Source organism: Streptococcus cristatus (genome assembly GCF_003943815.1).
GTDB lineage: Bacteria > Bacillota > Bacilli > Lactobacillales > Streptococcaceae > Streptococcus > Streptococcus cristatus_F.
This window is the reverse complement of record NZ_RJNA01000011.1, coordinates 22,076-47,477: the sequence shown is the minus strand read 5'-3', so window position 1 is coordinate 47,477 and position 25,402 is coordinate 22,076. Positions and strand designations below refer to the sequence as shown.

24 protein-coding genes, 1 tRNA gene, 1 other RNA gene, 1 pseudogene and 1 riboswitch are annotated in these 25,402 nt (G+C 43.2%); of the genes and pseudogenes, 22 read left to right on the top strand and 5 right to left on the bottom strand.

What is annotated here, in order from left to right; all coding sequences use genetic code 11:
- Positions 1-608 precede the first annotated feature (608 nt).
- Both D8872_RS08055 and D8872_RS08050 read left to right on the top strand, forming a co-directional pair.
- Positions 609-1,058 (top strand): MarR family winged helix-turn-helix transcriptional regulator, encoded by a 450-nt coding sequence (locus D8872_RS08055; RefSeq protein ID WP_045499527.1) that lies wholly within the window; start codon positions 609-611, stop codon positions 1,056-1,058.
- Positions 1,059-1,066: 8 nt separating this feature from the next.
- Positions 1,067-1,774: a B3/B4 domain-containing protein gene (locus tag D8872_RS08050; protein WP_125390564.1), complete on the top strand. Its 708-nt coding sequence runs from the start codon at positions 1,067-1,069 to the stop codon at positions 1,772-1,774.
- Positions 1,775-1,847: 73 nt separating this feature from the next.
- On the opposite strand, the gene D8872_RS08045 is transcribed toward D8872_RS08050, so the two are convergent.
- The gene (locus D8872_RS08045) at positions 1,848-2,288 is read right to left on the bottom strand and encodes a GtrA family protein (protein ID WP_125390563.1); all 441 of its coding nucleotides are present in this window, start codon (positions 2,286-2,288) and stop codon (positions 1,848-1,850) included.
- A gap of 28 nt (positions 2,289-2,316) precedes the next feature.
- Positions 2,317-2,439: riboswitch (PreQ1 riboswitch) on the top strand.
- On the opposite strand from D8872_RS08045, the gene D8872_RS08040 reads away from it, so the two are divergent.
- The 4 genes from D8872_RS08040 (at position 2,437) to pulA (ending at position 8,293) form a co-directional block, all read left to right on the top strand.
- On the top strand, positions 2,437-2,952 hold the full coding sequence (locus tag D8872_RS08040) for a QueT transporter family protein (RefSeq protein WP_125390562.1): 516 nt from the start codon (positions 2,437-2,439) through the stop codon (positions 2,950-2,952). (Overlaps the previous riboswitch by 3 nt.)
- Positions 2,953-3,054: 102 nt before the next feature.
- Complete coding sequence (gene ligA / locus D8872_RS08035; RefSeq protein WP_125390561.1) at positions 3,055-5,013, top strand: NAD-dependent DNA ligase LigA; 1,959 nt, start codon at positions 3,055-3,057, stop codon at positions 5,011-5,013.
- Between the two features lie 8 nt (positions 5,014-5,021).
- Positions 5,022-5,981 carry a diacylglycerol kinase family lipid kinase gene (locus tag D8872_RS08030; protein WP_045499540.1) on the top strand — a complete coding sequence of 320 codons (960 nt, stop codon included), beginning with the start codon at positions 5,022-5,024 and terminating at the stop codon, positions 5,979-5,981.
- A gap of 14 nt (positions 5,982-5,995) precedes the next feature.
- Positions 5,996-8,293: a type I pullulanase gene (pulA, locus tag D8872_RS08025; RefSeq protein ID WP_125390572.1), complete on the top strand. Its 2,298-nt coding sequence runs from the start codon at positions 5,996-5,998 to the stop codon at positions 8,291-8,293.
- 58 nt (positions 8,294-8,351) lie between these two features.
- Here the strand turns inward: pulA and D8872_RS08020 are convergent.
- Together D8872_RS08020 and D8872_RS08015 are read right to left on the bottom strand one after the other, a co-directional pair.
- Positions 8,352-9,503, bottom strand: a pseudogene (locus tag D8872_RS08020) (ISL3 family transposase); the annotation flags it as partial.
- Positions 9,504-9,637: 134 nt separating this feature from the next.
- Positions 9,638-11,839, bottom strand: coding sequence for an LTA synthase family protein (locus tag D8872_RS08015; RefSeq protein WP_125390560.1), 2,202 nt, complete (start codon positions 11,837-11,839; stop codon positions 9,638-9,640).
- Positions 11,840-12,150: 311 nt separating this feature from the next.
- On the opposite strand from D8872_RS08015, the gene D8872_RS08010 reads away from it, so the two are divergent.
- The 13 genes from D8872_RS08010 to D8872_RS07950 all read left to right on the top strand — a co-directional run bounded on the left by D8872_RS08010 (position 12,151) and on the right by D8872_RS07950 (position 22,145).
- Positions 12,151-13,314, top strand: coding sequence for a class I SAM-dependent rRNA methyltransferase (locus D8872_RS08010; RefSeq protein ID WP_125390559.1), 1,164 nt, complete (start codon positions 12,151-12,153; stop codon positions 13,312-13,314).
- Positions 13,311-13,988 (top strand): type I 3-dehydroquinate dehydratase, encoded by a 678-nt coding sequence (aroD, locus tag D8872_RS08005; protein WP_125390558.1) that lies wholly within the window; start codon positions 13,311-13,313, stop codon positions 13,986-13,988. Before D8872_RS08010 ends, aroD begins: the two co-directional genes overlap by 4 nt.
- Positions 13,978-14,832 (top strand): shikimate dehydrogenase, encoded by an 855-nt coding sequence (locus D8872_RS08000; RefSeq protein WP_125390557.1) that lies wholly within the window; start codon positions 13,978-13,980, stop codon positions 14,830-14,832. Before aroD ends, D8872_RS08000 begins: the two co-directional genes overlap by 11 nt.
- A 52-nt stretch (positions 14,833-14,884) precedes the next feature.
- The gene (gene aroB, locus D8872_RS07995) at positions 14,885-15,952 is read left to right on the top strand and encodes a 3-dehydroquinate synthase (protein WP_125390556.1); all 1,068 of its coding nucleotides are present in this window, start codon (positions 14,885-14,887) and stop codon (positions 15,950-15,952) included.
- Between the two features lie 89 nt (positions 15,953-16,041).
- Positions 16,042-17,208, top strand: coding sequence for a chorismate synthase (gene aroC / locus D8872_RS07990; protein ID WP_125390555.1), 1,167 nt, complete (start codon positions 16,042-16,044; stop codon positions 17,206-17,208).
- Between the two features lie 16 nt (positions 17,209-17,224).
- Positions 17,225-18,331 carry a prephenate dehydrogenase gene (locus tag D8872_RS07985; protein WP_125390554.1) on the top strand — a complete coding sequence of 369 codons (1,107 nt, stop codon included), beginning with the start codon at positions 17,225-17,227 and terminating at the stop codon, positions 18,329-18,331.
- Between the two features lie 18 nt (positions 18,332-18,349).
- Complete coding sequence (locus tag D8872_RS07980; RefSeq protein WP_125390553.1) at positions 18,350-18,685, top strand: YlbF/YmcA family competence regulator; 336 nt, start codon at positions 18,350-18,352, stop codon at positions 18,683-18,685.
- A 258-nt stretch (positions 18,686-18,943) separates the two neighbouring features.
- Complete coding sequence (locus D8872_RS07975) at positions 18,944-19,429, top strand: thioesterase family protein (protein WP_125390552.1); 486 nt, start codon at positions 18,944-18,946, stop codon at positions 19,427-19,429.
- 108 nt (positions 19,430-19,537) lie between these two features.
- Positions 19,538-19,886, top strand: a transfer-messenger RNA (tmRNA) gene (gene ssrA / locus D8872_RS07970).
- Positions 19,887-19,913: 27 nt separating this feature from the next.
- Positions 19,914-20,738 (top strand): DUF695 domain-containing protein, encoded by an 825-nt coding sequence (locus D8872_RS07965; RefSeq protein ID WP_125390551.1) that lies wholly within the window; start codon positions 19,914-19,916, stop codon positions 20,736-20,738.
- Positions 20,739-20,776: 38 nt separating this feature from the next.
- A tRNA-Ser gene (locus D8872_RS07960) sits at positions 20,777-20,864 on the top strand.
- A 212-nt stretch (positions 20,865-21,076) separates the two neighbouring features.
- Positions 21,077-21,457, top strand: coding sequence for a CidA/LrgA family protein (locus D8872_RS07955; RefSeq protein WP_125390550.1), 381 nt, complete (start codon positions 21,077-21,079; stop codon positions 21,455-21,457).
- Entirely contained in the window at positions 21,450-22,145 is a 696-nt protein-coding gene (locus D8872_RS07950; RefSeq protein WP_015604519.1) for an LrgB family protein, read from the top strand. Before D8872_RS07955 ends, D8872_RS07950 begins: the two co-directional genes overlap by 8 nt.
- A gap of 54 nt (positions 22,146-22,199) precedes the next feature.
- On the opposite strand, the gene D8872_RS07945 is transcribed toward D8872_RS07950, so the two are convergent.
- Both D8872_RS07945 and D8872_RS07940 read right to left on the bottom strand, forming a co-directional pair.
- Positions 22,200-22,748, bottom strand: a complete 549-nt coding sequence (locus D8872_RS07945) for an NADPH-dependent FMN reductase (protein ID WP_125390549.1) — start codon at positions 22,746-22,748, stop codon at positions 22,200-22,202.
- Between the two features lie 86 nt (positions 22,749-22,834).
- Complete coding sequence (locus D8872_RS07940; protein WP_125390548.1) at positions 22,835-23,281, bottom strand: MarR family winged helix-turn-helix transcriptional regulator; 447 nt, start codon at positions 23,279-23,281, stop codon at positions 22,835-22,837.
- An 85-nt stretch (positions 23,282-23,366) separates the two neighbouring features.
- Here D8872_RS07940 and D8872_RS07935 point away from each other — a divergent pair, with 85 nt between their 5' ends.
- The 3 genes from D8872_RS07935 to D8872_RS07925 are packed head-to-tail and all read left to right on the top strand — an operon-like array spanning position 23,367 to position 25,401.
- A complete protein-coding gene (locus D8872_RS07935; protein ID WP_125390547.1) occupies positions 23,367-23,855 on the top strand; it encodes a cell wall elongation regulator TseB-like domain-containing protein in 489 nt (162 codons plus the stop codon).
- The gene (locus D8872_RS07930; protein ID WP_125390546.1) at positions 23,852-25,030 is read left to right on the top strand and encodes a pyridoxal phosphate-dependent aminotransferase; all 1,179 of its coding nucleotides are present in this window, start codon (positions 23,852-23,854) and stop codon (positions 25,028-25,030) included. Before D8872_RS07935 ends, D8872_RS07930 begins: the two co-directional genes overlap by 4 nt.
- A 2-nt stretch (positions 25,031-25,032) precedes the next feature.
- Positions 25,033-25,401 carry a VOC family protein gene (locus D8872_RS07925; RefSeq protein WP_125390545.1) on the top strand — a complete coding sequence of 123 codons (369 nt, stop codon included), beginning with the start codon at positions 25,033-25,035 and terminating at the stop codon, positions 25,399-25,401.
- Position 25,402 lies beyond the last annotated feature (1 nt).

Below are 25,402 nucleotides of genomic sequence, written 5' to 3'. Positions count from 1 at the left end.
CTATTTTACTAGGACTATTTTTGGTATCATTTTTCAAGTCCAATGTAGTAACTCTAGAGAACTTGAATGCAGTCAATAAAAACCAAGAGAAATACCGTGAAGAGTATGGATATACCATCGAAGAATGGTACGGGAAAAAGTCAAAAATGTATAAGGAACATGTGAAGAAGCAACGAGGCATTAGTAAATAAATATCTATCTGAGAATTTCCACCTGATTTGACTTCAGGTGGTTTTTCTATGCTCTTCTCAAGCTGATTTGATATTGTAGTATTATATGATGTGACTAATAAGGTTGCACTAATGGATTTTAAAGGTGAAGATTATACTCGAGAGAATCTAGCTAGTGATTGTACTGACCTTTATCAAAACATATCAAGAGATTGCTTAACAAGTAATCAGCTAACCTTCCCAGTATCTATTTCTAACAAAAAATGAGGCAAAGACTTTTTCCTAGCCCCTTTTTTGATGGTGAAGATAAGGGAAAGGCAGAAATAGTTCTGTGCCGAGGTTTAGTTCGATATAGAATTTTTCTAATATAAGTATTTCTAAAGATTTTTATTGCATTTGCAACAAAAATCTGTTATACTATCTTCAGAAGGAGGAGGTATGTCAATTTTACGTGAGATTGGAATAATTGCTCGGGCTTTGGATTCCATTGCTAATATTGAGTTTCGTGACATAGATTTGGCGCGGGGGCAGTATCTCTATCTGGTGCGGATTGCGGAGAATCCTGGGATTATCCAGGAGGAGCTGTCAGACTTGCTCAAGGTGGATCGCTCAACGGTAGCTCGTTCAGTCAAGAAGCTTGAAAGCAAAGGCTTACTGGAACAGCGGCCAGCTGCCAATAACCGCAAGAACAAGGAATGGTTTGTCACCGAAAAGGGGGCGGCCCTCTATCCTCTTATCTTAGCGGAAAACGAATATTCGGAACAGGTGGCGTTGGAAAAATTTTCAGAAACTGAGCGAAAAGAGTTAGAAAAGTTGCTGGTTCGCGTCCGAGAGAATATTACAAAGGATTGGGAGCTGGTCAAAAAAGGTCAGAAAAGAAATTATTGAGGTAGAACATGAAAATTACAGTTGAAAATGAATTTTGGGCTTTGTTTCCAGAAGCGCAGATTAGTGTCTTAGTGGTCAAGGGGCTGGATAATAGAGTTGATGAAAGTAAGGACCCATATTTCAAATCCCTGCTGGATAAGGGCGCAAAGCGAGCAGCAGACTTTATTCCAGATGAGAATTTCACTCAGAATGATGTTATTCAGGAGTGGCGGCAGGCTTTCAGCCAATTTAAGACCAAAAAAGGAGCGCGTTCCTCTATCGAAGCCCTACTCAAGCGGGTCAGTCAAGGACGGGAATTCAACCCCATCAATCCCTTAGTAGATATTTATAATAGTGTTTCCCTCTCTTATGCGGTTCCATGTGGCGGAGAGGATTTGGACAAGATTATCGGTGGTCTTTATTTGGGTAAGGCTAAGGGTGGCGAAGCATTCTTTCCACTGGGAGCTGAGACTGATGCACCAGCTTTGGCAGAAGAAATCATCTACTATGATGAAGAGGGAGCGGTCTGCCGTTGCCTTAACTGGCGAGAAGCGCAGCGGACCATGCTGACGGAAGATACCAAGTATGCCATTTTGGTTATCGAGGCCATCAACGAAGAGCAGGCGGCGCGTGCTCAAGCAGCTATGACTGAACTCCAGACTCTGATTGAGGACTATTTTGGTGTCAAGGGTGATATTACCCACTTGACAGCTGAAAATCCCAGTTTGGAAGTCTAAAAATAAAAACAAATCTGGATCAGAATTATCTGGTCCAGATTTGTTTTTATAGGAGAAATAAGCCGAGCTATTTTTATTTTGCCTTGTTTTTAAAGACAAAAATTTTGCTGAAGACATAGTTGAGAACGATAATCAGCACTTGAGCTATCAGAGTTTCAATGGTGTTGACCATCTTAATATCGTTGTGGACGAATTGACCAATAATCTGCGGGAAGCTAGTGACAAAGATAAAGGTTAGCAGCAAATTCAAGGCCATAGTTGCCAGTCGGGCTGTGAAAAATTTGACCAATCGTAGTGGCCAGCCTTTTCTTTTCTGCTTGAAAACGATGGTATCGTTGGTCACAAAGGCAAAGAGAATACCTAAAATATCACCGATTATCGTAGCCAGTAATTCGTTTCCTGTCAATTCATAGCAGAGCATCCGACTGACAACGGAGACAAGAGTGGTTGCCACACCAAAGAAAAGATAGGATAGAACCTCATTGTCAAAGAATTTTTTAATCAAAGTTTTCATAAGCATAGTCTATCACATTTCTAGGATTTATGCTATACTAGTGAAGTTGTCGATTTTGAGGAGATAATTTTCCCGTCTGACGCAACCCTTGGCGCTTAGCTTCTTTCGCCAAGCATATTACACGCGCTCATGCGCTAAAGGAGAAAACATGAAACAAGAAAACTTATCAGTCCGTGATTTGATTCAGATTGCCATTGTTGCTGCTATTTATGTAGCCCTTACGATTACGCCCCCTTTAAATGCTATCAGCTATGGTGCTTACCAGTTCAGAATTTCTGAAATGATGAACTTTATGGCCTTTTATAATCGTAAATACATCATGGGAGTGACCATCGGCTGTATGATTGCCAATCTCTATAGCTTTGGAATCATTGACGTCTTTGTCGGCGGTTGGTCAACTTTAGTCTTCCTATCACTAGGTGTCTATCTTTTCAGTCGTTATAAGAATCAATACCTGATCAAAGATTTGCTTCGTTTGGATCATTTCTATTTTGCTATTTTCTTCTCTATTTCGATGGTGACAATCGCTGCAGAGTTACATCTCTTGCAAGGCTTGCCATTCTTCCTGACTTGGTTTACAACTGCTATTGGAGAATTTGCTTCCTTGATAGTTGGAGCTATCATTATTAACCAGATTGCTAAAAGGATTGATTTGACAAAATAGGATAGCAGAGAGCGGAATTCCCGCTCTTTTTCTGTCCTCTTTTTTAGTGAGAATTCGGGACAAATAGAGGAAGATTTTGTGTATTTGTGATAAAATAGAAGTATGAAAGAAAGAATGTCAGAATTAGTCAAATTGCTCAATCGATACGCCCATGAATACTATACGGCAGACAGGCCAAGTGTATCGGACAGCGAGTATGACAGACTCTATCGCGAGTTAGTGGAGTTAGAAGAAAAGTACCCAACTGATATCCTACCTGATAGCCCGACGCATCGGGTGGGTGGGAAGATTTTAGAAGGATTTGAAAAATATCCACACCAGTATCCTCTCTTTAGTTTGCAGGATGCTTTTTCACGTGAAGAATTAATGGCTTTTGACCAGCGGATTCGCAAGGAATTTCCTCAGGTTTCCTATATTTGTGAGCTCAAGATTGATGGGCTCTCTATTTCCCTGACCTATGAAAAGGGAATTTTGGTAGCAGGAGCGACTCGGGGAGATGGCTCTGTTGGTGAAAATATCACTGAAAACCTCAAGCGAGTCAAGGATATTCCCCTGACCTTGAAAGAACCGCTAGACATTACGGTTCGCGGAGAGTGCTACATGCCCAAGGCTTCCTTTGATGCGGTCAATCAGCTGCGGCAGGAGAACGGTGAGCCTGAGTTTGCCAATCCTCGAAATGCGGCAGCAGGAACCTTACGCCAGTTGGATACAGCAGTTGTGGCCAAGCGTAATCTAGCAACCTTCCTCTACCAAGAAGCCAGTCCGACTGAGGCTAGCAGCCAAGAAGAAGTCTTAAACAAGCTGGCAGATTTGGACTTTTCAGTCAATCCTATTCATTTTCTAGCGGATTCGATTGATGCTGTTTGGGAATTTATCGAAAAGATTGCCAAAGAGCGGGACAGTCTGCCTTATGAAATTGATGGTATTGTCATCAAGGTCAATGACTTGGCGGTGCAAGAGGAGCTTGGCTTTACTGTCAAGGCACCTAAGTGGGCCATCGCCTATAAGTTTCCTGCTGAGGAAAAGGAAGCCCAGCTTCTGTCTGTTGACTGGACAGTCGGCCGGACAGGAGTTGTGACCCCTACAGCTAATCTGACGCCAGTGCAGCTAGCGGGAACGACTGTCAGCCGAGCGACTTTGCACAATGTGGACTATATTGCAGAGAAGGATATTCGTCAGAAAGACACCGTTATCGTCTATAAGGCGGGGGATATTATTCCTGCTGTCTTGCGCGTGGTGGAGTCCAAGCGTGTCTCAGAGGAGCATCTGGAAATACCAAGTCACTGTCCGAGCTGTGAGAGTGAGTTGGTGCATTTCGAGGACGAAGTGGCTCTGCGCTGTATCAATCCGCTCTGTTCAGCCCAAATCAAGGAAGGCTTGATCCACTTTGCCAGCCGAGATGCCATGAATATTACGGGCCTTGGTCCAGCAGTGGTCGAAAAGGTCTTTGATAAGGCCTTGGTCAAGGATGTGGCTGGAATTTATCGACTTTCTGTAGAAGATTTGCTGACCTTGGACGGCTTTAAGGAAAAATCAGCGAATAAATTGTATACTGCCATTCAAGCTTCCAAGGAAAACTCAGCAGAGAAATTGCTCTTTGGTCTGGGAATCCGTCACGTGGGAAGCAAGGCTAGTCGGATTTTGATGGAGAAATTCCACGATATGATCAAGTTGTCACAGGCCAGTCAAGAGGAAATATCTTCCATTGACAGCCTAGGGACAGTTATCGCTCAGAGTCTACATTCTTACTTTGAGCAAGAAGGTAGTCAGCTTCTGCTGCAAGAATTACAAGAAGCTGGCGTCAACCTAGACTATCTAGGGGAGAAAGTGGCAGCCGATGCCGCTCTCGCTGGCAAAACAGTCGTATTGACCGGAAAATTACAAAAATTAACACGGAATCAAGCTAAAGAAAAATTGCTGAGCTTGGGTGCAAATGTCGCTGGAAGTGTGTCTAAAAAGACAGATTTGGTGGTGGCAGGTAGCGATGCAGGCAGCAAATTAACCAAAGCTCAAGAACTTGGGATCGAGATTCGAGACGAGGACTGGCTAGATAGCTTATGAGGCTGAGTATGGAAAATAAAATAAAAAAAGCAAGATTAATTTATAACCCAACTTCTGGGCAGGAAATTATCAAAAAAAATATTGCCGAAGTCTTGGATGTCTTGGAAGATGTTGGCTATGAGACCAGTGCCTATCAGACGACTCCAGAGCCTTTCTCTGCTCAGCGAGAAGCTGAAAGAGCAGCAAGAGCAGGTTTTGATTTAGTTATAGCAGCTGGTGGAGATGGGACTATCAATGAAGTAGTGAATGGAGTTGCGGGTCTAGATGTGCGCCCTAAGCTGGCTTTCATCCCAACTGGTACAACCAATGATTATGCGCGTGCTCTGAAAATTCCGATGGGAGATCCAGTAGCGGCAGCTCGGATTATCGAGAAAAACCAGACGATTCAGATGGATATCGGTCGGGCTTATGGCAGCAAATACTTTATCAACATTGCGGCGGCAGGCACGCTGACAGAGTTGACTTACAGTGTCCCTAGTGAAGTCAAGACCCGTCTAGGCTATCTGGCTTATGTAGCCGAAGGAGCCAAAATGCTGCCGCGCTCCAAATCCCGTAAGGTACGAATTGAGCATGACCATGGTGTTTTTGAGGGCAAGATTTCGCTTGTCTTTGCAGCCTTGACCAATTCTATCGGAGGCTTTGAAAAACTAGCGCCAGATACCAAACTGGACGATGGAAATTTCACCTTGATTCTTGTAAAAACGGCCAAGTTGTTTGATATGCTTAGTCTCATCATACAGGCAATTAATGGTGGCCAACATGTGACGGATGCTAATGTTGAATATCTGAAAACCAGCAAATTGAAGCTAGAAGTATTGGATAAAAAAGCACCCTTTATGTTGAATCTGGACGGTGAGTACGGAGGAGATACACCAGTAGAATTGGAAGTTTTGCACAATCATCTGGAGTTTTTCGCCAATATAGATGAAATCGATGAGAGCGCTCTTTCCTTAGAAAAATTAGAATGAAGAGATAAATGAAAATGCTAGACTATAAGGTCATTGTCCATTACCACAATCCTAAGGGAGATTACTTTTCTTATGATTTGTGGCAATGGCAGACAGATCAGTGGGGAAAAGAAGCACCTTTTTCTAAACTAGATTATTTTGGTATTCAGGGAGAACTATCTTTTAAAAGTTGGGAGCCTCTTAGTCAGGCTCATGTGATTGTCAAGCGTTCAGACTGGTCCAGCCAATCTTGCGACTACCACATTGATTTATTGCCAGTTCATTTGCCCACAGAGGTTTGGTTGATTGAAGGAGATCATCAGGTCTGTTATTCCTTGCAAGCGGCGACGACGAGCCACCAATATTCGCGGCGACGTCCCCATAATTTCGATGTGGCCATGCGGTCGGATTATTTTGACGAATGCTGGGGCTATCAAGGCTGGCTTGGGCATCGTCTGCAGGGGCAAGTAAATGAGTTTAAAGTTTGGGCTCCGACAGCCAAAAAAGTTGAATTGCTAGTCTATGAAACTTCCGATAATCAAGCAGCTGTTTATAAAGAATTCCCTATGGAAAAGGGAGAGATTTACTCGCACGATCATGCTAAAAATACAATCGGAGTTTGGTCAGTAGAAGTGCCAGAAGATTTAGCTGGTAAGGCCTACCAGTATCATGTTCATTTTGAAAACCAGCATTTTTTGACGCGCGATCCTTATACAATTGCTACCAGTCCAGATGGCAAGCGCTCAGCTATTGTTGCCGAACAGGACAAGACTGTTGCTGGTTTTAAGGTATGTCAAGGCAAGGAGGCAACCTGGCGTTTAGATAATCCAAATCAGGCGGTCATCTATGAGATGCATATCCGAGATATTAGCAAATCGCCTACTTCTGGTGTCGCAGAACATTTGCGAGGGACTTTTTTGGGGGCTTGTCAAAGCGGCACTAGAAATAGTCAGGGAGATCAGACTACTTTTGATTACATTCGCAATCTAGGTATCAATGTGGTGCAGCTCCAGCCGGTTTCTGAACGACACAAGGACTATGACCAAAATGGCCAAGTTACTTATAACTGGGGCTATGATCCACAGAACTATAATGCACCAGAAACCAGTTTTTCTTCTAATCCAGATGATCCGGGTCAGGCCATCCGAGATTTGAAAACCATGATTCAGGCTTACCACGATGCAGGGATTTCTGTGACCTTGGATGTGGTTTATAATCATATTTATTCTACCTTCGACTCCGCCTTTCAGTCAACGGTTCCCGATTATTACTACCGAATGAATCCCAACGGTTCATTCCAGAATGGTACAGGTGTCGGCAGCGAGACGGCCAGTGAGCATGAAATGTTCCGCAAATTCATGATTGATTCACTTCGTTACTGGGTAGAAGAATTCAATGTGGATGGCTTCCGTTTTGATTTGATGGGAATCCATGATGTCACCACTATGAATATCATCCGAGAAGAAATGGATAAAATTGATCCACGGATTTTGCTTTATGGTGAAGGTTGGGATATGGGAACAGGCCTGATGCCGGAGGACAAGGCTAAGAAAGACAATGCTTATCAACTGCCACGAATTGGTTTCTTCAATGATACCCAGCGTGATGCAGTGAAAGGTGCTGAAGTCTACGGTGGTCTAAAAGCAGGTTATGTGAGCGGACAAGCGACTGAGGATATCATAGCCAAAGCCATTCTGGGCAGCAGTGAATTAGGCTCCTATTTGACACCAACTCAGGTTCTTAATTATGTGGAGGCGCATGATAATTTCAATCTGCATGACTTGCTGGTTGACTTACACCCAGATGATGATGAGGTCATTCGGACCAAAAGAATTGAGCTGGCAACAGCTATGAACTTGCTCATGCAGGGAATGGCATTTATGGAATTGGGACAAGAATTTTCCCGCACGAAACTAGTAGGCACAGGCGAAGAGGGCCAAGTCCTACCAAGTGACCGTGATAGAGCCATGAATAGCTACAATGCTCCCGATGCTGTCAACCAAGTGAATTGGGAATTGATCAGTCAACATCAGGAGAGTATTGATTATATTAAGCAAATCATTCACCTAAAGACAAGTCAGAAGGAATTTTCTTATCAAACCTATGAAGAGATTTACAAACATGTCTTTGTAAGAGAAGCCTTTGCTGGCAGTGGTATCGTCATTTTTGAGATTAAAGATGAAAAACATTATGAAATCATTTTTAACGCAAGTGGCCTGCCATATTACCTTGAGAATGCGGATCACCTACGTTTATTGGCCGGCAATAGCCGCCATAAGAGACCCTTCTATGTTGAAAATCTGACCGCTTCCGTTTTTGAAGTGATTAAATAAAATTGAATAAAGATAATAAAAAACGGCTCTTTGTCAACTATAGTGGGTTACCAAAAAGTCATACCCTGGAGAGGACAAGATTTGTTCTCTTCTTTTTGATATTCAAAGCGATGAGGATTCTAGATTTAAAGTTGTCAAAGTTCCGAAATCCAAAAGCATTTCGCTTGATGACTTTGATGTGATTATTAGTAGCTTCTAGTTTTGCGTTTGAGTAGGGCAGTTCCAGTGCGTTCATGATCTTGTCCTTCTCTTTCAAAAAGGTTTTAAAAACAGTCTGAAAGATAGGATTTACACAAGAAATGGTTTCTTCAATAAGACCAAAGAAATGATCAGCCTGTTTCTCTTGAAAATGAAAAAGTAAGAGTTGGTAGATTTCATAGTGCTCTCTGAGTTCTTGAGAGTAAGAGAGAAGCCTTTTGAGAATCTCTTTGTTGGTCAAATGCATGCGAAAAGTTGGGCGATAAAAGCGTTTATGGCTGAGTTTTCGACTATCTTGTTGGCTGAGTTTCCAGTAGCGTTTGAGTGCCTTGTATTCGTGTGATTTTCTATCCAACTGATTCATGATTTGGATGCGAAGACGTTTCATAGCCCGGCTAAGATGTTGTACAATGTGAAAGCGGTCGAAGACGATTTTAGCAGAAGGAAATAGTTTTCTGGCAATATCGTAGTAAGGGCTAAACATGTCCATAGTAATGACCTTGACGCGACTTCTCACCTGTCTGGAATAGCGTAGGAAGTGATTGCGAATGGTCACTTGTGTCCGTCCATCTAAGATAGCTATAATCCTTCTTGAATCGAAATCCTGTGCAATGAAGCTCATTTTGCCCTTCTTGAAGCTGTATTCATCCCAAGACATGTGTTCTGGAAGGTAGTTGAGGTCAGTCTTGAACTTGAATTCTTTCAGTTTGCGAATGACTGTGGACGTGGAGACAGCTAAGCTTTCAGCGATAGCTGTCATAGGGACTTTCTCAATTAGTTTTTGAGCGATTTTTTGCTTGACGATGGTTGCGATTTGGTGATTTTTCTTGACTAAGGAAGTCTCAGCGATAGCCATTTTCCGACAGACTTTACAGCGGAAACGGCGTTTCTTTAACCGAATCAGCGTTTTGCATCCCACACACTCTAGATAGGGAATTTTCGATTCTTTTTGGAAGTCATATTTAGCCATTTTTCCTTGGCAGTGAGAGCATTTAGGAGCAGGATAATCTAGATTGAAGACAGGCTTTGTGGCTCACCTCTTCAATCTTTTTTGTGCCTTGAATTGTCAAATTAAGTGCACAAGAAAAACTCTCCCCAAAACATTTTTCAATGCTTTAGGAAGAGTTGAGTAGCATCATTCATAGATTAGGGACTGGCACTTGAACTTGAGGAGCTAGAAGAGCTGGAGGACTCTCCACTAGTTCCTTCTTCGCTGTTAGTGCTAGAGTGAAATTGTTCGGGGTGAAGTGCTCGATAACTTGGTGAATTAAAGAGATCCACAGAGGACACACCGCCACGTTTTGAATAAAGGCTGGCCGATTGATTGCCTTTTTCTTTTTCGATGGCTTTGAGAGCCTTGAAAGAGTTGATGTAGTTGTAGTCATCAGGATTGACTTTTCCTAGGTCATTACCTGTGTAAAAGCGGAATAAGTCTCCTGTCTGAATAGCGTCGCTCATCTTCAGTTGTGTATTGGCTGCTGTTCGGATAGCTTCTAGTTCAGCCGTTGTTGACTCGTCTGGCAGTGTGATTTCCTCTCCAGTTTGTGTGTTGTAGATACGGCCGCTATAACTTGTGTATTTTGGTGTTACAAAGTTATTGGTTGAGCGGAAAGTGACGATTTGCTGGTGCTGAGGTGAGAGGAGGTCTTGTCCGACTTGAAGGTAATTTTTTGAGTCAATCCCCAATAAATGCTCCAAGGTTGGCAGCATATCGATTTGCCCGCCAAAGGTATCGATGATTTTTCCTTTTTCCATCCCAGGTATCACGACCATGTATGGTACTCTCTGCAACATGGCATTGTCATAACTAGACCAAGTCTCAGAATTTTTATTGATTAAAGGTGCCAGAGCAGGATTACGGGAGTTAGAAATTCCATAGTGGTCGCCGTAAAGGACGATAATTGAATTTTCATACAGTCCAGCTTCTTTGAGGTAGTCAAAGAAGGCTTTGACAGCTGAGTCGAGGTAGTTTGCTGTTGCAAAGTAGCCATTGATGGTTTCGTCTTTGGTATCTGCCAGTGGGAAACCAATCTCATCGCCAATCAGACTGGTTGTATAAGGATAGTGATTGGAGACGGTGATGTATTTGGCATAGAAAGGCTGCTGCAAATGTTCCAGATACTTGATGGAATCTTTGAACATAATCTTATCGTTCAAGCCATACTGGAAGGAGTTGGTCTCATCTTGCTTGGTAAAGTAAGACGCATCGAAGAAATAGTTATAGCCCCATTGCTTATAGGCAGTGTTACGGTTCCAGAAGCTACCTGTATTTCCATGGAAAACAGCAGATGTGTAATCTCCATTTTTTGACAGGATAAAAGGTGCTGCCTGCTGGGTATTGGTACCGCCGTAGTTGACCATGAAGGAGCCTTGGTTGAGACCAAAGAGCCCTGTTTCAATCATAGTTTCTGCGTCGGAAGTCTTTCCAGCCTTGACCTGGTTAAAGATATTTGAAAAGGCCAAAGTAGAGTTGGAGTGGTAAAGCGAGTTGAGGAATGGCGTAACTTCGTATTCCTTGCCATCCATCTGCAGTTTATAGTCAATCAGAAACTGCTGGAAGCTCTCCAAGTGGATATAGAATACATTGCGTCCCTTGGCAATGCCGTAGTATTCAGAGTTTGGCTCGGCATAGTGAGCTTGGATATATTGTTCAACGGGCTCCAGATCCTTGGCAGAGGCTTTGGAACGCTCTTTATTAGCGCTATAAGTTTGATTAGCACTGTAGCCGAGGAAGGCAGGGAGTCCGAGCGCACGAACGACATAGTAATTTGAAAATCCGCGTGTCAGGAGCTCTGGACGATCAATTTCTGCTAGGAAAAGATTGGCTGAAAAGAGCATAGCTGACAGGGATGTCACGGCAAAGCTGGCGCGGATATTAAAAGTACGATGGTCCAAGCGAATATACTTTTTATAAAAAAGCCAGCCTAGAATTGGGAAGTCTATGATATAGATGGCATCCCAAGGGCGGAAGAGCTCCATGGCTGCTGCTCCGAGACCTGCAGACACCTTGCTGGAGGCCAACATAGTATTGACTGTCACAAAGTCGGTAAACTCACGATAGTAGATGGAGTTTGAGACCAACCAGACAAAAAGCAAGATGTAGATAGCCGTGCTGACACAATAAAAAAGCTTGGTCGGTTTGATATAAAGAGCGAGTCCAATCAGCAAAAGGCCGATGGGGAAAGGGTTAATCAGAGCCAGAAAAATCTGATAGGCTCCTTGAATATCTAAATTAAAATCAACAGTATAAGCCCACATGGTTTTTAACCAATAAATCGTGAGCAAGCTCAAGACGAAACCGAGCCTTGTACTCATAAAATTGAGTAAATTCTTGGTTGTTTTTTTCACAGAAAGGTACTTCCTTGTCTTATTTCCTAAAAATTCTCTTCTTCTAAGTATATCACAATTTTTCAAGTTGAGGAAAAATTGAGGTGAATTAGTGCTTAGTTTATTTTATTTGTAAAACAATAAAGAGTATATCTTCTTCTGTTAATTTTAATAGAAAGTGGAAATAGGAAAATTCTTGATCGAAAATCCGACTGATAGGGTGGACTTTTATGATAGCAAATGTTGGAAATTTCTTCTATATAAAACAAGTATTATGTGAAAATAATAAATATGCTTTGAGAATTTTCACAATATTTGGTATAATAATGCTTATGAAGAAACTTACTGTTAATAAACAGACAGAGGAAAAGTTGAGAAAAGGAATTTTAGTTCTAGATAAGAATGATTTTCCAACTCTTTCGCTCACCGATCAATGTGTGGAATTGCATAGTCAGCAGGGGAAGTTCTTGGGAACGGCTTATCTCTCCTTGCAAAATAAGGGACTTGGCTGGCTGATTTCCTATGCTAAGGTAGAGCTGAACTCAGCTTTCTTTCAGCATTTGTTTGAAAAAGCTAAAGACAAGCGTTTCTATTACCGTCATGCGGAGGATACGACAGCCTATCGCCTCTTTAACCAAGAAGGTGATGGTTTTGGCGGTTTTACGGTTGATATCTACGAGAAATATGCCGTTTTCTCTTGGTACAATTCCTTTGTTTTTTCAATCAAGGACCAGATAGTGGCTGCATTCCAGCAGGTCTTTCCTGAGGTCGCTGGAGCTTACGAGAAGATTCGCTTCAAGGGCTTAGACTATGAGTCTGCCCATCTCTACGGAGCAGAAGCGCCAGCCTATTTTACGGTTTTGGAGAATGGCGTGCGCTATCAAGTCTTCATGAATGATGGCCTGATGACTGGGATTTTTCTGGATCAGCACGAGGTGCGGGGAAGTCTGGTTGATGGCTTAGCTAGCGGAAAAAGCCTGCTCAATATGTTTTCTTATACAGCGGCTTTCTCAGTGGCAGCTGCCATGGGCGGTGCCAGTCAAACAACTTCGGTGGATTTGGCCAAGCGTAGTCGCGAGCTTTCCCAGGCGCATTTTGAAGCCAATGGTTTGGATTTAGAGCCCCATCGTTTCGTGGTTATGGATGTCTTTGATTACTTCAAATACGCCAAGCGTCACGAGTTGAAGTATGATGTGATTGTCCTAGATCCGCCGAGCTTTGCTCGCAATAAAAAGCAGACCTTCTCTGCTGCGAAAGATTACCATCGTTTGGTGGCTCAGGCTTTGGAAATTCTGAGTCCAAAAGGAACATTGATTCTCTCGACCAATGCAGCTAATGTCTCTAAAAGTAAGTTTAAAAAAGAAATTGAAAAAGGATTTGCAGGAGTTCCTCACCGCTATCTGGCGGAATATGGCCTACCAGCAGACTTTGTATACAATAAGAAAGATGAGAATAGTAACTACCTCAAGGTATTTACCATTAAGGTGGACAAATGAAATTAGTCGTTTCAATCATGCCCAGAAATTTAGAAGAAGCTAAAGCTATCGATGTGAGTCGTTATGATGATGCTGACATTATCGAATGGCGCGCGGACTTTTTGCCTAAAGAGAGCATTCTGAACGTTGCTCCTGCTATTTTCGAGAAATTTGCTGGACGTGAATTGCTTTTCACGCTGCGAAGTCGCGGAGAAGGTGGCGAAATTGATCTGTCAGATGATGAATATGTTGCTCTTATCAAAGAAGTAGCAAATTTTTATTCGCCAGACTATGTTGATTTTGAATACTATTCGCATAAAGATAAATTTGAAGAAATGCTCGAGTTTCCAAATTTAGTTCTCAGTTATCATAATTTTGAGGAAACGCCTGAAAATATGATGGAAATTTTGTCAGAATTGACGAGTTTGGCACCAAAAGTGGTCAAAGTTTCTGTCATGGCGCATAATGAGCAGGATGTCTTGGATCTGATGAACTACACTCGTGGATTTAAGATTTTGAATCCTGAGCAAGAGTATGTGACGATTTCTATGGGGAAAGTCGGAAAGATTTCTCGCTTAGCTGCAGATTTGACAGGTTCGAGCTGGTCTTTTGCCAGTGTTGAACAGCCGAGTGCACCAGGCCAGGTTTCCCTCGCAAACATGAAGGTTGTTCGGGAGATTTTAAATGAAAATTGATGGCCATACTCGTCTAGCTGCAGTGGTTGCTAAGCCGATTAAGCACAGCATTTCACCATTTATTCATAATACAGCCTTTGAGAAGACTGCTGTCAACGGTGTCTACCTTGCTTTGGAAATTGAAGCAGAGGATTTAGAAGCGACTGTTGCTAATATCCAAAGGTATAATATGTTTGGGATAAATTTGTCAATGCCCTACAAGCAGGAAGTCATCCAATATCTTGATGAATTGGCTCCCAGTGCCCGTCTTATCGGGGCTGTGAATACAGTGGTGAATAAAAATGGTACATTGATAGGATATAATATGGATGGCAAGGGATTTTTTAAGAGCTTGCCGTCTTTTGCTATTCAGGGCAAAAAAATGACCATTTTAGGTGCCGGCGGAGCGGCGACAGCTATTATCGCTCAAGCAGCTTTGGATCAGGCAGAAGAAATCTTTGTCTTTACTCGGCAGTCTTCCCATAATAAGACTGTCAGCAAGATGGCAGTTATCAGCTGCCAGACTAAGAGTAGGATTCAGGTGTTGAACTTAGAAGACTCGGCTACTTTGCAGGAGAAAATCAACCAGTCAGATCTTCTGGTCAATGGAACAAGTGTGGGTATGGATGGCAAAACTTTGCCATTAGCTGAAAGTATTCAGCTACCTAGCCAGATTTTAGTCGCGGATGTGATTTATAAACCTTTTGAAACACCTTTTTTAAAGTGGGCTCGAAGTCAGAAGGTAGAGGCAGTGAATGGCCTAGGTATGTTGCTTTATCAGGCAGCAGAAGCTTTCGAGCTTTGGACAGGACAACCCATGCCTTGTCAGGAAATTTGGCAGCAGTTAGAAAAGCTGTATAAATAGTCACTCGTACTCAGCTTCTCTATGGTGGAGCAGGAAAAACAAGGAGGCGCTTATGAAATTGAATGTAAATCTCCCCCATCATCCCTATGATATTCTCATCGAAAAAGGAGCCTTATCTCAGGCTGGAAAGTGGCTGAGTCAGCTTTGGCAGCCTCAGAAAGTGGTCATCATCACGGACAATCGAGTCGCTCGACTCTATGCGGAAAGGGTCAAGCTGAGCTTGGAAGCGGCTGGGTTTGAGGCCTTTGTCTTTGACTTTTTGGAGGGCGAAGCTAGCAAGAACTTAAAGACTGTCAACAAAGCCTATGAGTTTTTGGTCAAGGTTGGTCTGACCCGTAGTGATGGCATTGTAGCCTTGGGTGGTGGCGTTGTTGGTGATTTGGCAGGATTTGTTGCTTCGACCTATATGCGGGGCATTCATTTCGTGCAGATTCCGACCAGTCTGACAGCTCAAGTGGACTCCTCTATCGGTGGTAAGACAGGTGTTAATACCCCTTGGGCCAAGAATATGGTCGGGACCTTTACCCAGCCTGACGGAGTTCTGATTGACCCAGAAGTCTTGCATACTTTAGGTCAGCGGGAACTGATCGAAGGCATGGGCGAGGTGGTCAAGTACGGCTTGATTGAGGATAATGAACTCTGGGAAGAGCTGTCAGAAATGGATGGCAGTCCAGAGTCTATTTTGGAGCATGCGGAGAGCATCATCTACCATTCCTGTGATGTCAAGCGTAAGATTGTGGTCGAGGACGAGCTGGATAATGGTGTCCGACTTTATCTTAATTTCGGTCATACTATTGGGCACGCTATTGAAGCGACAGCAGGATATGGCAAAGTCATGCACGGTGAAGCTGTGGCGATTGGCATGGTACAGGTTTCCCGCGTCGCTGAGAAGAAAGGCCTTATGCCAGCCGGAATTACAGAAGACATCATCCGTATGTGTCAGAAGTTTGGCTTGCCAGTAGATTACCAGCCTTGGGATGAGAATGCACTCTATCAGGCCCTGACCCATGATAAGAAGGCTAGAGGCAACTCTATCAAACTAGTACTGGTGCCTGAGCTGGGTTCGGCTAGTATTCACCAGATTCCTCTGGAAGAGATGAAAGAATTTCTGAAGAAATAAGTCCCAGATGGAGCTTAAGACAAATGGACTGTTTGGATAAAAATAGAGTGACCGTCCAGCTCTTTCCATCCCAGAAATAGGAGAAATGTATGAGATACTTAACAGCAGGAGAATCCCACGGACCACGTCTGACAGCTATTATTGAGGGAGTGCCAGCTGGTCTTCCTCTGACCGCTGACTATATCAATGCTGAGCTCAAGCGTCGTCAGGGTGGGTACGGACGTGGTGCCCGCATGAAGATTGAAAGCGACCAAGTCGAGATTACGTCCGGGGTTCGGCATGGCTTGACCATGGGCGGTCCCATTACCCTCAATGTCACCAACCTGGATCATCATAAGTGGCTGGAGATTATGAGTGTGGCAGATGTGGATGAAAAGAAAAAAGGGCTGCGCAAGATTACCAAACCACGCCCTGGCCATGCGGACTTGGTTGGTGGTATGAAATACCGCTTTGACGATTTGCGAAATTCCCTAGAGCGTTCTTCTGCCCGCGAAACGACCATGCGTGTAGCAGTCGGATCAGTAGCCAAGCGTTTGCTGGAAGAAATCGGTGTAAAGGTGGCTAGTCATATCGTAACCTTTGGTGGCATTGATATTGATGTTCCAGACAATCTAACTGTATCAGAAATCAAGAAAAGAGCAGCCCAGTCAGAGGTTTCCATTGTCAATCCCGAGCGTGAAGAAGAGATCAAGGCCTACATTGATCAGATTAAGAAAGACGGGGATACCATCGGTGGTGTCATTGAGACTGTCGTTGGCGGTGTGCCGGTCGGTCTGGGCTCCTATGTCCAATGGGACAAGAAGCTAGATGCCAAGATTGCTCAAGGAGTCTTGTCCATCAATGCTTTCAAGGGAGTTGAGTTTGGTGTGGGCTTTGAAGCCGGTCGTCTCAAGGGCAGTCAAGTCATGGATGAAATCCTCTGGTCTGAGGAAGATGGCTTCACTCGCAGAACCAATAATCTAGGCGGCTTTGAGGGCGGTATGACCAATGGTCAGCCAATCGTGGTGCGCGGTGTTATGAAGCCCATTCCAACCCTTTACAAGCCACTGATGAGCGTTGATATTGAGACCCACGAGCCCTATAAGGCTACAGTAGAGCGGAGTGATCCTACGGCTCTGCCAGCTGCGGGTGTTGTCATGGAAAGTGTGGTGGCAACAGTTTTAGCCACCGAAGTCCTAGAGAAGTTTTCTTCGGACAATTTAGAAGAACTAAAGGATGCGGTAGCCCGCCATCGGGAATTTGTCAAGAACTTTTAGAAGTAAGGAGAAGGGCATGGAGAGAAAAACGGTCTATATCGCTGGTCTGGGCCTGATTGGAGCTTCCTTGGCTCTGGGCATCAGGCGAGCTCATCCTGAGATAGAGATTCTTGGCTACAATCGCAGTGAGGAATCGCGCAGAGTTGCCTTGGAACGTGGAATGGTAGACCGGGTAACGGATGATTTTGCAGCTTTTGCTCCCTTGGCTGATGTGATTATTCTGGCTGTGCCCATCAAGCAGACCATAGCATTTATCAAGGACTTAGCGGAGCTGAACCTGAAGGAAAATGTTATCATCTCAGATGCTGGATCAACCAAGGCTGAGATTGTGGCAGCTGCAGAAAAGTATCTGCAGAATAAGCCCGTCCGCTTTGTCGGTGCTCATCCTATGGCTGGAAGTCACAAGACCGGAGCCAAGGCAGCCCATGTCTACCTCTTTGAAAATGCCTATTATATCTTCACCCCTTCTAGCCTGACCAAGCCTGGTACGCTCGAGGAAATGGAGGATTTACTGAGTGGCCTCCATGCCCGCTTTATCCAAGTGGACGCAACCGAGCACGACCGAGTGACCAGTCAAATCAGTCATTTTCCGCATATCCTAGCCTCCAGCCTGATGGAGCAAGCGGCAACTTATAGCCAAGAGCATGAGCTGACCCAGTCTTTTGCAGCTGGTGGCTTTCGCGATATGACGCGGATTGCGGAGAGTGAGCCGGGCATGTGGACCTCTATCCTCTTGACCAATCCCGAAGCCATTTTGGAGCGGCTGGAAGATTTTAAAGATCAGTTAGACAAGGTTGCCACAGTGATTAAAACTAAGGATGAGACAGCTATCTGGGAATTTTTTGACCGAGGACGGCAAAGCCGCAAGCAGATGGAAATTCATAAGCGAGCGGGTGTCGATAGCTTTTATGACCTCTTTATTGAGGTACCTGACGAAGAAGATGCGATTTTGGGTATTTTGGAGCTTCTGCGCGGAATTTCAGTCGTCAATATTCGTATTAACGAGGAAAACCGTGAAGATATCAACGGTATTCTACAAATCACCTTTAAAAATCGTCAAGATTTGGAAAAATCTGCTACAATAGTAAGAGAAAATACGGATTATCTAGTGTCCGTAGACTAATATAGATTGGAGAACTCTATGTCAAATATTTATGATTTAGCCAATGAACTCAGTCGAGGACTTCGCGAAATGCCAGAGTACAAAGCTGTGGTAGAAAGCAAGCAGGCTATCAATGCGGACAGTGAAGCCAAAGCTATTTTTGATGACTACCTAGCTTTCCAGAAAGAGCTGCAGCAACTGGCTCAAACAGGTCAAATACCGACTCCAGACATTCAGGAAAAAATGCAGAGTTTTGGAGATAAAATCCAAGGAAATGAGCTTTTGTCAGCCTTCTTCAACAAGCAGCAACAGCTCTCGATCTACTTATCTGATATTGAACGGATTATTTTTGAACCGATTCAGGAACTATTCTAATAGAGGAAGTTCTAAGATTAAATGAAACCAAGAAGCCGGATTTGGCTTTCTTGGTTTTTCTGTGCTTTAGAAAGGCTATTAAGACTGAAAATGAGTATTTTTAATGCGAGAAAGAGGTAGAAAACTTAGGTGCTCTCTATAAAATCAGATTATAGCAACAATTAAAATATATTGGCCTTGCTTTCTATTTACTATTGCCCCAAAGGCTGATATACTAATCAAAAAAGCGCTTACAAATCATTTTTGAAAGGAACTGGTATGACTTTAGAAACAAGAAAGATTGCGATTCAAGATACATATGGCGACCGATTTCAACATTGCTGGGGTTGTGGCCCGAAAAATGAGCTAGGCCTACATTTAAAGACTTATCCTAGCTTAGATGGGAAGGAATGTATCACTAGAATAAGACCAGAATCTCACTATACTGGTGGTGTGCCGGCCAATCTCTTTGGTGGTATGATTGCTATGATTTTTGATTGCCATGGAACGGCTTCAGCGGCTTGGTTTGCCCATCAAGAGAAAGGTTTAGACTTGACCCAAGATACAGTCATTGGACGCTTTATCACAGCCCGCTTAGAAGTTGATTACCAGAGCCCGACGCCTATTGATCAGGAAATCATCGTCACTTCGAGGCTTGAGGAGTTGGGAGCAAGGAAAGCTATTATCGTGATGGAGATGTCAGTAGCAGGACAGCCAAGAGCCAAGGCTAGAATGGTAACAGTTGCAGTGAAAGATCATATGTAGTCAAATTCCCTTGGTGCATTGTATCAAGGGAATTTAAGCATGTTTTGAGTAATTCTATCTTGATTTTTGCAATGAGAGCATTATTTTGGTATAATAGTTTATTGTCTTGGGGTCGTTACGGATTCGACAGGCATTATGAGGCATATTTTGCGACTCATCTAGCGGATGTAAAACGCCAGTTAAATATAACTGCAAAAAATAACAATTCTTACGCTTTAGCTGCCTAAAAACCAGCCAGCGTGACCTGATTCAGATTGCTTGTGTCTGATGACCGGTCTTATTATGAGCAAGCTACGGTAAAATCAAGTCTAGGGATTTTACAAGAGATTGATAGACTCGCTTAGCTTGGGCTTGAGCCATGTGTCAAAGCTAAGTTAAATGAAGACATGGCCTATGGTCGTAGACAAATGTGTTGGCAGGTGTTTGGACGTGGGTTCGACTCCCACCGGCTCCATAGGGATATATAAATGAGGTTTTTGATGATATGAGTTTTTTTGGAAAAATCTTAGGGAAGAGTCAAGATAGTCATCTACCCATTGAGGAAGTTTCTATTGATTTAGAGAATCTTCCAAATGAATGGGGCTCTTTTTCGACCCTTATTGATGACCGAATGGCTAGTATCCGTCTAAATTTAGCGTTGAATTCTATCGCTCCCTATTCATCCTATACTTATGCACTACGTTTGAGAATTGCCATTTTGAATGTTGATCCAGAAACAGGGTTTCCAGATTATGACGAATTTTCTAATTTGAACCTCATCGAAGATCGTCTTTCAGAAGCGATGAAGCGCATTGCGGCTATCTATGTCGGAGTAGTCATCACAGATGGTCATATAGAATTTTATTACTATTTGAAAGATAGAGAGCGGCACATGCCGATTATTGCTCAAGTAATGGAGCAATTTTCGAAATATCAATATAGTTCAGCTACCTTGGTGGATCCTGACTGGAAACAATACTTTGACTTCTTGTATCCAAATGAATATGAGTACCAATCTATCTTAAACCAGCGTATCTGGTATCGTCTAGAAAAAGAAGGGGACGACCATAGTCAACTAAGGGAAATCACTCATCAGTTTAGTTTTGAGACTTACGATGATCGTGTTTCCTTTATGGGGGATGCCTCTGCTCTTGACTATAATATTTCTTCTAAGAAAAAAGAAGAAGGCGATCCTCGACCTTACAAACTAGAAATATCCCGATTAGCTACTACTGAGCTCCCTAGCATCAACCAACATGTTTGGGAATTAATAGAAATTTCGAAAAAATATAACGGAAAGTATAGCGGCTGGAGCTGCAATGTGGTATAATGGATAAAGTTTTGAGAAAGCAAGTCTTTCTCTTTTATGGAAGATTACTCAAGAGGCTTAAGAGGCTGTGTTGGAAACGCAGTAGGCGTGTAAAAGCGTGCGTGGGTTCGAATCCCATGTCTTCCGTTCTATTTGAAGAAGCGCCTTAGGGCGTTTTTCTGGTAGCGGGACAAAGAACGATAATCTTTTTGCTCAGTGCTAGACCTGCAGAATATAGAAGTAAGGATATTATACCAAAAATCAGATGGATTCGTTTCCATCTTATTTTGTTTGTAAAAAAACCTTGAAATTTTTCTGAAAAAGAGTAAACTGTACATAGAAAGTTTTGGAGGTTCTGCATGAAGTTATATGTCCAGTTAATGATTATTTTCTCGATTTCCATCATCGGAGAGGGGATATCATGTGTCTTCAATCTTCCTGTTCCAGGTAGTATTATCGGCTTGATCTTGCTGTTTCTTGCTCTGCAGTTTAAGTTATTACGGCTTCGCCACGTCAGTATGGTCGGCAACTTTCTGTTAGCCAATATGACCATTCTTTTTCTACCTCCGGCTGTAGGGATTATGGATAAGTTTCATGTGATTGCCCCTTATCTGCTGCCAATTACTCTGATTATCCTCGGCGCCATTGTCTTAAATATGATCGTCATTGCCCTTGTCGTACAGTTCATCAAGCAGCATTTTGAAGGCGATTATGAGGAAGGAGGGGTGGATCATGTCTAATCTATGGAGTAACCCGCTATTTGGGCTTGCCTTGTCCATTTTTGCCTACCTCATCGGGATGCTGATTTTCCGCAGATTTCCTCATCCTTTGACAACGCCTCTCCTTTTAGCAGCGATTTTGGTTATTGCTTTTTTGAAATTAACAGGTATTTCTTATAAGGACTACTATGTCGGTGGGGCTTATTTGAATAATTTAATCGTTCCGTCAACGGTTGCTTTGGGGATTCCGCTGTACAAAACCTTTCACCTGATGAAGCACCACGCTCGCAGTATTCTGCTAGGAACCTTTGTGGCTGTGGTAGTCAATACGACTTTCACGGCTCTGCTTGCGAAATTCTTTGGGATGGACTTCTTTTTAGCGATTTCCCTATTTCCAAAATCTGTCACAACAGCAATGGCAGTGGGTATTACTGATAAAATGCAGGGCTTGACAACCGTCACTCTGGTTGTTGTTGTGGCGACAGGTATTTTGACAAGTGTCATGGGACCAACTATTCTTAAACTGCTGAAAATTAAGGATCCAGTAGCAGTTGGCTTGGCCTTAGGTGGCACGGGGCATGCAGTTGGTACAGGAACAGCTTTCAAATATGGACATGTTGCTGGAGCCATGGCAGGTCTTGCAATCGGAGTGACAGGGATCATGTATGTAATTGTCAGTCCAATCGTCGCAGCCATTATCTTAAAATAAAAAAACATGGAGCAGTATTTCTCGGAAATCTTGCTTCATGTTTTTCATTTTATCTTAGTGGATAGCTGCTAGGAGGGCATCTGCTTGGGCAGAAAGCTCAGCAAGCTTGTCTTCTGAAAGGACTAATTGGCCAGTTCCCCAAGCTTCTGGATTGATACCGACACCAGTAAATTGATCAACCACATTCATGCGAATAAATGGAAGGAGGCTACGGTAGTGCTTGAAGACCTCATCAGGTGAAGTGCCGTTAGCAACAGATGAAACAGTTACCACTTTGGCATTGAGAGCAGAAGGGCCGCTTGGATCTGACAAATCAAGTGCGCGTGAAGTCCAGTCGAGCAAGTTTTTCACCACGCCTGGGATGGCCCAGTTGTAGACAGGTGAGAAGATCCAGATAGCATCAGCTGCAAGGATTTCTTCACGAACCTTGGCAACAGCAGCTGGAGCTGGACTTTCGAGGTCTTGGTTGAAGAATGGTACATCTTTGTAGTCCAGATAAGAAACTTCAGCTTTACCAGCTAGAGCTTTTTCCGCTTGAGCTGCCAACTGATGATTGAATGAACCTTGACGAAGTGAGCCGACAATAAATAGTACTTTAGACATAAATGTGTCCTCCATTTTATCTTTATTTAAGAGATGTCCTCTTGTTACTATCTATGTTACAACAATTGTCACTAATTAGCAATAATTTAGCTCAGCCTTTTGAAAGTTTTTAAGAGACGTACTAATTCTTCTTTGTCGTTTTGGGATAGGAGAGCAGTCATATGGCGGATATTGGCGATGTGCTCTGGCAAGACAGCCTCGATCTTTTTCTGGCCTTGGTCGGTTAGTTGGATGAGGAAGGAGCGGCGGTCATTGGGATCGCAGCTGCGACTTATCCAGCCATCTCTTTCCATGTTTTTGATAACGACCGTCATATTTCCCGATGTAGCCAGCATGCTGTCAATCAAATCTTGAATCCGCAGTTCTCCTTTACTATATAAGGTTTCCAAAACGGAAAATTGGGTTGGCGTCAAATTATGCTTTTTAAAAATTTGAGCTTCGAGATTACGAATGGTGCGCTCCGCCTTATGGAGAACGATAATTGCCTTGAGGTCAAGTAGAGTATCCTTGTCTAGGTTTTCAGTTATTTTCATAGCAACATTTTATCAATAAGTAGTAATAAATGCAAATGTAATAAAAGTCCTAGAAAAATCAGGCTATTTGTAGTATAATGATTCAGTGAAACATAAAATTAAAGAAAAGGCTGAATTTCCTATAAGGCACTATGCCATCGGGCTTTTCCTCGTCCTCACGGCGCTTGTTTTTTCATTTTTTACGATCTTGCACCTTGCTATCGAGCCTTGGCAGTCAGCTGAGGAAGGTTCTCAAAAAATCGCTAAGAAATATGCAGATTTGGAAAGTCTGACGAGCTTTTCGATTTACAATGGCAAAGAGTCCTACTATAGCTTGATTGGGACAAATAGTAAAAAAGAGGAAGAAGCTGTTCTGATTTCCAAAAATTCCAACAAAATCCATGTCTATCGCTTGCAAGATGGGATGAGTCAGGCAGAGGCAGAGCAGCTGGCCAAGGAAAATGGAGCGACTTCTATTGATAAGACCACTTTTGGTTACTTAGACGGTCAGCCTGTTTGGGAAATTAAGTCTGGAAGCACTTATTACAATATCGGATTTGAAAGCAAGACATTGCTCAGCAAGGAGGGGCTATGAAATTATCCAATCGTGTTTTAAATATGGAAGAAAGTGTGACTTTGGCGGCGGCAGCCAGAGCCAAAGCTTTAAAGGCTGAAGGCAGGGATATCCTTTCTTTGACCTTGGGAGAGCCAGATTTTCCGACGCCTAAGAATATCCAGCAAGCAGCGATGGCAGCGATTGAAGATGGCAGAGCTAGTTTTTATACGGTAACAAGTGGCCTGCCTGAGCTGAAAGTAGCGGTTGTAGACTATTTTGCCAAGTATTATGGCTATGAGATTCAGCCAAATCAAGTAACAGTGGCAACGGGTGCTAAGTTCACTCTATACACCTTCTTTATGAGCGTGATTGATCCAGGGGATGAAGTCATCATTCCGACGCCTTATTGGGTCAGCTATGCCGATCAGATCTTGATGGCTGAAGGAAAGCCTGTTTTTGCTCAAGCGACAGAGGAAAACAACTTTAAGGTGACAGTTGCCCAACTGGAAGCCGTCCGCACTGAGAAGACCAAGGTCTTGGTTCTGAACTCTCCGTCTAATCCGACTGGTATGATTTATACAGCAGAAGAGCTGCTGGCTATCGGGAACTGGGCTGTTGAGCATGATATCCTGATCTTGGCCGATGATATTTATGGTCGTTTGGTCTATAATGGCAATAAGTTTACGCCGATTTCTAGTCTGTCAGAGGAGATTCGCAAGCAAACAGTCGTCATCAATGGTGTTTCCAAGAGCTACTCTATGACGGGCTGGCGGATTGGCTATGCTGTAGGTGAGCCTGAAATTATCTCAGCCATGAGCAAGGTTGCAGGGCAAACGACTTCTAATCCAACAGCAGTGGCGCAATATGCAGCTATTGAAGCCTTGACGGGCAGTCAGGATACGGTCGAAAATATGAGATTGGCCTTTGAAGAACGCCTAAATACTATTTATCCTTTGCTGGCTCAAGTGCCTGGCTTTGAAGTCGTCAAACCTCAGGGAGCCTTCTATCTCTTCCCAAATGTTAAAAAAGCGATGGAAATGAAAGGCTATACCGATGTGACAGCCTTTACCACAGCGATTTTAGAAGAAGTAGGTGTGGCTCTAGTGACAGGAGACGGGTTTGGTGCGCCAGAAAATGTCCGCCTTAGCTATGCGACTGACATGGATACCCTTAAAGAAGCGGTTCAACGTCTCAAGGATTTCATGGAGAAGTAGGAATGATCGATCATTTTGGGATTAAAGTAAAGAATTTGGAAGCTAGCAAGCTTTTTTATCAGAAAACCTTAGCTCCTTTGGGTTATAAAATAGCCTTTGATATACCTCAAGCAGTGAGTTTTGCAGAGCCAAGAAACGCTGATCCGACAGGTGATTTTTGGTTAAATGTTGGTCAACAAGAGCCTGAGCATTTTGCCTTTAGTGCTCAGAATGAAGAGGAAGTGGAAGCCTTCTATCAAGCAGCTTTGGCAGCTGGTGGCAAGGACAATGGTGCTCCAGGTGAGCGCAGTCAGTATCATCCAGGTTATTACGCTGCCTACATCATTGACCCAGATGGAAATAATGTCGAAGTAGTCTGCCACAAAGAATAAA